The 9,605-nt window shown below is 27.4% G+C and carries 7 protein-coding genes; 6 read left to right on the top strand and 1 reads right to left on the bottom strand.

The genetic code is table 11. The features are described 5' to 3' along the window. Nucleotides 1-402: 402 nt before the first annotated feature. From AB2369_RS08015 to AB2369_RS07990, 6 genes are all read left to right on the top strand, one after another. Nucleotides 403-2,910: an ABC transporter permease gene (locus tag AB2369_RS08015; protein WP_367665960.1), complete on the top strand. Its 2,508-nt coding sequence runs from the start codon at nucleotides 403-405 to the stop codon at nucleotides 2,908-2,910. A gap of 10 nt (nucleotides 2,911-2,920) precedes the next feature. Next, nucleotides 2,921-3,643, top strand: coding sequence for an ABC transporter ATP-binding protein (locus tag AB2369_RS08010; RefSeq protein WP_367665959.1), 723 nt, complete (start codon nucleotides 2,921-2,923; stop codon nucleotides 3,641-3,643). 1,070 nt (nucleotides 3,644-4,713) lie between these two features. Next, a complete protein-coding gene (locus tag AB2369_RS08005) occupies nucleotides 4,714-5,223 on the top strand; it encodes a hypothetical protein (protein ID WP_367665958.1) in 510 nt (169 codons plus the stop codon). A 135-nt stretch (nucleotides 5,224-5,358) separates the two neighbouring features. After that, nucleotides 5,359-5,907, top strand: coding sequence for an RNA polymerase sigma factor (locus tag AB2369_RS08000; protein WP_367665957.1), 549 nt, complete (start codon nucleotides 5,359-5,361; stop codon nucleotides 5,905-5,907). Then, entirely contained in the window at nucleotides 5,897-6,985 is a 1,089-nt protein-coding gene (locus AB2369_RS07995) for a DUF4179 domain-containing protein (protein WP_367665956.1), read from the top strand. Before AB2369_RS08000 ends, AB2369_RS07995 begins: the two co-directional genes overlap by 11 nt. A 534-nt stretch (nucleotides 6,986-7,519) precedes the next feature. Next, nucleotides 7,520-8,224, top strand: coding sequence for a PDZ domain-containing protein (locus tag AB2369_RS07990; protein WP_367665955.1), 705 nt, complete (start codon nucleotides 7,520-7,522; stop codon nucleotides 8,222-8,224). Nucleotides 8,225-8,275: 51 nt separating this feature from the next. On the opposite strand, the gene AB2369_RS07985 is transcribed toward AB2369_RS07990, so the two are convergent. Beyond that, the gene (locus tag AB2369_RS07985; protein WP_367665954.1) at nucleotides 8,276-9,190 is read right to left on the bottom strand and encodes a DMT family transporter; all 915 of its coding nucleotides are present in this window, start codon (nucleotides 9,188-9,190) and stop codon (nucleotides 8,276-8,278) included. Nucleotides 9,191-9,605: the final 415 nt, after the last annotated feature.

The raw sequence follows: 9,605 nt of genomic DNA, 5'->3' as shown, positions 1-9,605 counted from the left end.
GTCTTCGGTAGTAGGCTTCTTATGATGCATAGAGGAGAAAAAATTCTTGATATAGGTGAAACTAAAAAACGTGTTTTAACCAAGAATGATTTGGTAGAAGAATTTAATAAAATTACATTTAAAGAGGACCTATCTGATAGAGTAATGTTTGCATAAATCACCTGAAGGAATATTCGTTCTATAAAAAGCAATTATAAATATAATTAAGATTAAGAAAAGTTTTTAAAACTTCATAATAGAAATTTAAAAGTTCATTAAAACTCATAGGTATTTTCAATTACTATGAAGTTTTAATGAACTTTACTTTTATAGTGTTAAATATAAAAGTTTATAAATCATATATAACCATCAATATGATATAATTCTTTTAGAAAATTATTATGAAATTTAGAGGGTTTAAATATGCGAATTTTGTTTAGATTTTTATTTAATAATATAGTTGAAAAAAAGCTAAGAGCCTTTCTTATAATTACTTCTGTTGCTGCAGCTACAGCTATGTGTTTTGCCTCCCTAGGACTTTCTACTTCTTATTCAGAAATGGTTGAAGAGAGGATGAAATCTAAAATAGGGGAAGCTGATATAATAATCCATGGAAATAATGATAGTATGACTCCATTTTTAGATAGGGATAAGATTCTTATAGCTACTAAAGATTATAAGAAATCATTAATTTTTGATGGAGAGGGATCTTATGAAAGTAAAGATGATATAGTTAAGATAAATATTAAGGCTGGAAACCTAGAGGGGTTAAATAATATAAATCCTATTGTTTTAAGTAGTGAAAGTAAGGACTTTAATTTAAGTGATATAAAAGATAATAAGGTTGTAATATCAAAGAAATTTAGTGAAGATAGACAGCTAAATCTAGGAGATGAATTTACTATAACCACAGAAAAAAAGGATATATCTTTAGAAGTAGGAGCAATTGCAGTAAACAAGGGGTTCTTCTCAGATAATCCAGGAGAAGCCACTCTAGTTATGGATAATGATGGACTTAGTAAAGTTTTAGATAGGGATAGTATTATAACATCCACCTTAGTTGATGTTAAGGAAGTTGATATTAAGGATACAATGGATGACTTAAAAGGGGAACTTAAGGATTATGAAATATCAGAAACCATAAGTAAAGAGAGCTTAGATAATAGGGTAAAGCAGTTTACATTGCCTTTTTACATAATGCTAATAGTAGTATTTTTAATGGCAGGATTTATAATTTTTTCTGCTTATAAGATAATAATACTTGAGAGAATGGCGGTTATAGGAACATTTAGAAGTATAGGCGCCACAAAGATTTCTACTGATATAATAATGCTCATTGAAAGCTTTATATATGGGACTTTAGGTGGCCTCCTTGGAAATATTTTAGGAATACCCATACTTTATTACTTAGCAGATTCATCTAATCAGTTTAAGCAATATGGGGTGGAAACAGTAATTAATATAGATAAAAGTAGTTTTTTAATTGCTTTTCTACTAGCAATGATTTTATGTCTAGTAAGTTCAATAATTCCTATAATTAGTGCCTCAAAACTTTATCTTAAGGATATAATTCTTGGTACCTTTAGCCAAGATTCTAAAACTAACTTTGGAAAACTTATAATAGGATTACCACTAATTTTATTACCCTATGTTTATATACAAAGATATAGATGGACAGGGAGTTTTATTTTATCCATATTATGTGCTTTTTCAATTTTTATAGGAATGGTTCTACTATGCTCCTATATAATAAGGATTTTTTCATATATATTTAAACCTATATATAGATTTATATTTGGAAATGAGGGATTTATAGCTCTTGAGAATATAAGTAAATCTAAAGTTTTAATAAACAATTGTGCTCTACTTATATGTACCTTAGCAGCAGTTGTGGCTATATATATAGCTTCTTTTAGTGTAAATAATGTTATCATAAGTGGATATTCGAATTTAGATTATGATGTTCAGGTTAACAATCCTAAAAATAGAGAGGTTATAGATAAAGTTAAAGACTTAGATTATATAGAAAGTACTTACGAGGAGCTTACTTTAAATGAAATAGAAGTGAAAGATAAGGATTTTAAAATTAGATCCCTTCAGGGAATAGAAAGAGAAAATTTTGAAGAATTCTATTCTAATGTAAATATATATGATAATAGTAATAAGGATAAAGAAGAAATTTTAGATAAATTAAATAAAGATAGAAATATAATAGTAAGCCATTTACTCTCTAAAAAACAAGGGTTAAATATTGGAGATACTATAGAACTTAACATAGGAGATGAATACAGGGAGTATAAAATTATAGGTTTTGCAGATTCAGAGTTTATTAATAACTCTCAAGGTGCATTAGTATCTTTAGAAAATCTTAAGAAAGATGGTAATAGATCTGTAGGAAATGTATTGAAGATACAAGGAAAGGAAAAGGATGAGGATTTAAGTAAGTCATTAAAAAAAGATCTAAAGGATTATGGTATTTCAGTGAGTGAAAAGAGTGAGGATTTAAAAAATACTGTAGAGTCTAACAGGGGACTTATGAAATCTCTTGAGAGTTTCTCACTGATGTCTTTAGTAATAGGATCCTTAGGAATGATGAACAACTTTATGGTTAGTTTTATATATAGAAAGAGGGAATTTGCCGTACTTGCTTCCATTGGAATGAGTAAGTACCAAAGAGGAAAGCTAATACTAATAGAGGGAATTACCATTGGAGTGATAGGAGGATTCTTAGGAGTATTAGAAGGGATTTATATTTCTAAGTTTATAGAAGAAATAACCTATTCCTTAAATAGTTATATAACTATTTCCTATCCAACAAAGCTTATTCTAGCTTTAGGAGTATTAGGAGCCTTTATGGTTATAATAGCTTCATTAATACCTATGGTAAAGTCTACAAAGCTATCTATAGTAGAGGAGATAAAGTATGAGTAGGGGGAGAGCTGTGAAAAAGATAATAGAAGTTAAAAATTTATATAAAAGTTTTAATGTGGGAACTGAAGAAATTAGTGTTCTTAAAGATATTAACTTAGATATATATAAGGGAGAGTTCGTATCTATTATGGGTCCATCAGGATGTGGAAAAAGTACCCTATTATATCTTTTAGGAGGACTTGATAAGCCGACTAATGGAGGAGTATATATAAATAATGAGGAAATATCAAAGCTTAAGGATAGAGAAATAAGTAAGGTAAGAAGAAGAGAGTTAGGCTTTGTATTCCAGTTTTATAATTTAGTTCAAAATTTGAATTTAGAGGATAACATACTTTTACCTGTACTTTTAGATGGAGGAAAGCCTAAGGATTATAAAGAAAAATTGACTGAAATCCTTGATATAATTGAGTTATCTCATAAGAGAAAGGCTTTGCCAAGGGAGCTTTCAGGTGGACAACAGCAAAGGGTTGCCATTGCAAGAGCATTAATAAATAATCCAGACTTAATCCTTGCAGATGAGCCTATTGGAAACTTAGACTCTAAAACAGGTACAGAGATTATGAAGTTATTTAGAAAAATAAATAGAGAGAAGGGAGTAACCATTGTAAATGTTACTCATTCAAGGGAATCAGCAGATTACGGAACACATATTATATATCTAAAAGATGGAGAAGTTGTAAATCATGAAAAAATATTAGAAGAAGTAGTGGTAACAAAGGAAAAGAAGAGTTAGAGATGCTTGACTTACTTTACTAAAAAGAATATAATTATTATTAAATAATAGTTAATATTATTTAAATCAATGTACACTATACTCTAGATAATTTCATTTTGGTTAACTTTTAACCCTCGCACCTTATTGATAGTATAAGAGTGCACCTCCCAGGATTAAGGTTAGGTAGAAATAATTTTATTTTTGCCTAGCCTGTTTTATTTCTAAAACATCATGTTTTCCATTATTATAAGTTTAAATGATATTTGGATATACAAAAAAAGAAAATGTTTACAAGGGGCTGGGTATTGTAATATAATTACTATGTAATTAATTCATAAAAGATTAAAAGGAGGAGTTTTTTTATGACACCATCTAATTTTTAATTTTTAAGTAAGCAAAATTTAAATTTTACGGCTTAGAACATCTAAGCTTCTTTGGAGTGCTTATTTTTATTAGAATTTAGTAATATGTCTTTAAAAGCTCTGAATTTATATAGAGAATATTATATATATTTATAATCATATAATATTTTTAGTTCGTAAATTTGTATTGTGTAGAGCTACAAGAAGATTACTTCTGTAGCTCTTTTATTCTTCTAAAATCACTTTGGTAGTAATAAGTAGGATTTGACTTATTTATATAGTTTCTAACTAAAAAATTAGCTTATGCATTAATTAATATCCACAATTTTAAAATAATTAAGTTAGGATTTAAGTTGAAAATCCTATGTAAATTTTAAAATATAAAAATTAGCTTATGCATAAAATTTATTAGTAATCTAGAATGCTTTAAAATAATATATAAATTAAGATTTCATATAAAAATCCTATATAAATATATAGATTACTACTACCTATTGCTAAAAGAATTTATATAAATTTAACTAGAGTTATGATAAATTATCTAAATTGTAATAGCACTCCTAAGATAATAAAAGGAGGACTGATTTTATATGACTACGCCTCATATTAAGGTAATGTTTAAAGGATTTTAAGAGAGGAGTATTCTTATGATTTTAACATTACCAAATTTTAAATATAAAGGCTATATTCCTCTTATTTTTAATGTAAATAGAGAGGGAGATAGTCATGGAATTAAGAGTAAAATGGAATATAGATTTAAGAAACTTTGCAAAAGAGGAAAGGTATTGTCACAATTGTAGTAGAAAGGTTTTATTTGAGGATTCAGGTGTAAGAAGGCAAAATGCTAATGGGAAGAATATATATCATTATGCAATATATAAGTGTATAAATGGACACACCTGGAATAAAAAATTAGAGACTTTTAAAGCTTTAGATGGACTATCTAATGAGAGAATTATAAGAGAGGATAGCGCGGAAAATATAACTACTATAAATATAAAAGAAGTTAGGGGAAATAATATATCTAAAATAAATATAGATATAAATATTTTAGGAGATAAAGTAAGAGTAGATAAGCTTTTAAGTGACAGTATAAGTGGAATAAATAGAAATCATATAATAGAATTAATAAATAAAGGAGACATTCTTTTAAATAATAAGAAGTTTAAAAAAAGCTCAAAGATAATGGGGAGCAGTAATATTACTATAGATATTACTAAGGTTAACTTTAATTAAAAGAACAATTTATATAGAATAGGCTTGCCGGAAGGCAAGTCTATTTTTATGGAGAAAAATATAGTAAATTTTAATGAGAACCAAAAGGGGGATTAGAACGTCTTATAGATGAGAGATGACAATGGGGGGAAGTACATGGAGAAGATTATTAAATTAAATAAGCTTAAAGTAGAAGATGATATATCTATTGCAATTAAGGGCGATAAGGAAGCTTTTGTTAGAATAATAAATCAAAACAAAAGTCTCATGTACAAAATGGGAAGAACTATTTTAAAAGAAGATAGTGATGTATCAGATGCTATGCAACAGTCAATATATAAGGCTTATAAAAGTATAAAAAAGCTAAAGGATAAGGAGAAATTTAAGCCTTGGTTACTTAGAATTATGATTAATGAATGTAATAATATTTTTAGAGAAAAACAAAGATTAGTTGTTGTAGAAAAGGTAGTAGAAAATTCCTTTGAGGAGGATTATAAAGTAGATAAAGACTATATTTATAATGCAATTGGAAGTTTAGAGGATGAACTTAAGATCTTAGTATTACTTTATTATTATGAGGATATGAAAATTTCTAACATTGCAGAGAAATTACAGCTATCAGAAGGTACAGTAAAGTCAAGATTATCTAGGGCAAGAAAGAAGCTTTATGATTTACTTAAGGAGGATGTAGAGTATGGAAGATAAGTTAATAGATAAATTAATAAAAGAGGAATTAAACGATGAAAGCTTACCAGATATAGTTAATGAGAAGGTTAATGAAGCATTATTAAATATATGTAAAGATGACTTTAATAAAGAAGTTAAAAAAGAGAAGAAATTTAATAGAGGTAGAGTATTAAAGATAGCTATAGTATGCTTATGCCTACTTGGTAGTACAGGAATAATATATAACAAAGAAATAGTAAGTTATGCTAAAGAATTTATAGGGACAGTTTTTGGATATATGAAGGATGAAAGAATGGTGAATGATGAGTTTGATAAATACTCAAATAAACCTATGATAGAGGCAAAAGATAAAGGGATAACTGTAAGAATAACAGATATTATAAGTGATGGGGTAAGCGTAAAGTTTGGATATATGGTAGAAAATAACAATGTGAAGGATAGTAGTGGAAATATTGATTCCATATATGCTATAGATCCTTTAATTAATTATGGAAGTGAGCTCTATATTAATGGAAAAGAAATGTTTTTAGAATCAGGATGGGCAATGAATAATCAATTAAGTAATAAGGTCACTATAATATCTGAGTCACATAAGTTTAAAGAAAGATTACCAGAAAAGTTTCAATTAGAATGGAGAATAACTAATATAAAAGGGACAAAGGGAAATTGGAATTTAAAGGTTCAAGTTGATAGTAATGATCTTATGAAAGAAACTAAAGTAGTGAAAGTTAATGAGGATTATACTATAGGAGAACTGAAATATCACGTTAAAGAAGTTAGGTATACTCCAATTTCAAACTTTATTGATATAACTGCAGAGGCACCTAAAGACTATTCTTTCGATAAAAAAGGAGAAGAGGGTTCAGAATCACTTCTTGTAACAGATGAGGAAGGTGTAGTAATACAGCAGGCATCTGGTATGTACTCAGAGGTAAAAGGAGATAAGGCAGTTATAAGTTATGTTTTGGATAGTCCTATTGAAAAATATCCAAAGAAAATAAATATAGTTCCTTATACTGGGAATTCAGTGGAACATTATATTGGAGAAAAATTAAATTTAGAAACTCTTGATAAGATTACCATAGACATGGAATAGGATAAAAGTATTAGTCAGAAATATAAATATTCTATGATTAATAGAAGAACTTCTATAAAATAGACTTACCTTTCGGCAAGTCTATTTTATAGAGAAAAGATATGATCACAGTTTGTGCAAATGTCGGCTATAACTTCTGAACCAGAAGTGAAAAATTTATTGAGTGGAATTATTTTACCTTGTGCTATACGTTTTCCTTGTCCAATTCTACTACAGCTACAAATGGGAAACAACTTTTTATCTGACATAAAAGCACCTCCTATATAAAATTTATTATAATTTACTATTGATCATTAAATTATAGTTCTATATAGCATATATTATAATGTGATTTGTAAAATATGAAATAAATTACATATAATTGATTTAATATATAGACAAATAATAATCTACCCTAGGATATTTATCCTTATATTGCTATAAGATGAACAATCATTAAGAATGTGTAAATATTTGTTTTTTTAAGGGTTTTGACATGAAAATGACATAGTAATATCCTATAATTTAATTAATGAACTAAATGGGGGGATTGTAATGAAAGAGGAATTAAACACTTTTGATAATATAGAAAAAAATAAAAAAAGTAAAATGAATAAAAGACTGATATGTATAATATCAGGAGCGTTGGTTTGCATAGTTATAAGAACAGGATTTAGTACAGGATCAAGTGCGATGGCATTTACACTAACTGATGAAAGTAAGAACTCTAAAAAACTTTCTTATGTTTTAAATACAATTGAATATGACATTAAGAAGACTGATTATAATAAAGACATAGATAAAATATATGACCAGGATAAGATATCTGAGGATAGTATTAAAAATACACTACCATTAGTGGAAACTGTATCTTCTTCATCAGCTCCAGAAGTTGATTTTAGTAATGGAGATAAGGAAGAAATAAAAATTTCAAATGACAGTGAAAAGGAAAAGTATTATTATAATCACTGTATAGAGGAGAATAATAATACTATAGGACTTGAGGTTACTGATATAGATAGTTCTATGGCAAGAAAGTATAGATTAGAAGAAGGAGTATATGTGTCTAACTTCGGGAGTGGTAGTATTGCGGAAAAATCAGGAGTGAAAGTAGGAGACGTTATAGTAGAATTTAATGGAGTGCCAGTAAAAAGTGCTAACGATATAAATGCATTAAAAACTAGGCTTGGAAACAAGAATATAATGAATTTAGGCATAAATAGAGAAGGACAAGAGTTAACAATACCAATTACATTATAATTTATAAAGAACCATTTAAGAGATAATATTCTTAAATGGTTCTTTATTGTTTTATACTGTTATATTAGACTTTCTTTTAAATTTCTTTAAATCCAGCTGCATAAACATAACTGCTAGTACTATTATTAACATACCTATTATTTGAGAAAGGCTTAAGCTTTCTTTAAAAACTATGTAGGCAAGTATGCTTCCACCAACAGGTTCAAGAGCTATAAGAATACTTGCAAGGTTTGTATCTATATACTCTGTTGCTTTTACATAGCAAGTGTTAGCTATAAACGTACTTAAAACACCAATTTCTAATATAGATGCTATAGGTACAAGCGGATTCTCATGATACCTAATTATATTATATGCTCCTTTAAAATCAGTGAAGAATGCTAAGAAGATAGTACTAAAGATAAATCCATATATAAGCATTGTATCTTTTTCATATTTACCCTCAACAAGTCTTGGGGCAACTATTTGAAGTGCAAATAAAACTCCAGTAGATACTCCATATAATAGTCCAATTATATCTAATGACCCTTGAGAAGTACTAGTTATTTTAGATATAAGTCCACATCCTATAATAGCCATCATTATAGTTATAAACTGTTGAAGTTTTACTTTCTCCTTAAAGAAAATTCTATTCATTAAAGTTACCCATATAGGATTAGTAAACATAAGAACCGTTGCTACTGATATTGGGATTCTAGAAACTGCCATATTAAATCCAACGAAGGCAAAAGCAAAAGTAAATATTCCGTATAGTGCACATATTATAATTCCTTTTAAATCAATTTTAAGAGCTTCCTTGTTGGTTTTAAGTATCCAGAAGAAGAAACCTATAGCTGCTATAGAGGTTCTAAAAAACGCTATGGTAAATGGGTCGAAGTTTAATAAATCTAGATTTCTACTTACAATACCCATAAAGGACCAAAATATTGCTGCAATAACCATTAGTCCTATTCCTTTTTTTCTCATATGTATCCCCCTTATAAAATAATTTGTAAGATATAAAATTAAATCTACAATTTATAAAACTAAAAGTAATAAATATAAGCAAATAAAAAAGAGTAAAGTTTACTTACATTAATTAAACTTAGCTTTAAGTTTTGTACCATAATAATTATATATTAATAATTCTTATTTACAGCCTATGTTTAAAAATAAATACTATTTGTAATTTTCAGTTATATAGAACTTATATATAATATAGTTTTTTTACTTAAGGAGAATAATTACCTACAAAGCTTTTAATAATCAGGGGAGAGGGCTAATACTTTAATAGAATTATATTTAAATATTTTATATATAATAAAATTTTAGGATTTAAAAGTATAAAATAAACATATATAATTTAATTGTATTAATTATAAAATCTACAAAATTAGTATAG

It is taken from the genome of Clostridium sp. (assembly GCF_040797585.1).
Lineage (GTDB): Bacteria > Bacillota > Clostridia > Clostridiales > Clostridiaceae > Clostridium_Z.
The sequence above is the reverse complement of the archived record's forward strand: the minus strand, read 5'-3'. Positions and strand labels throughout refer to the sequence as shown.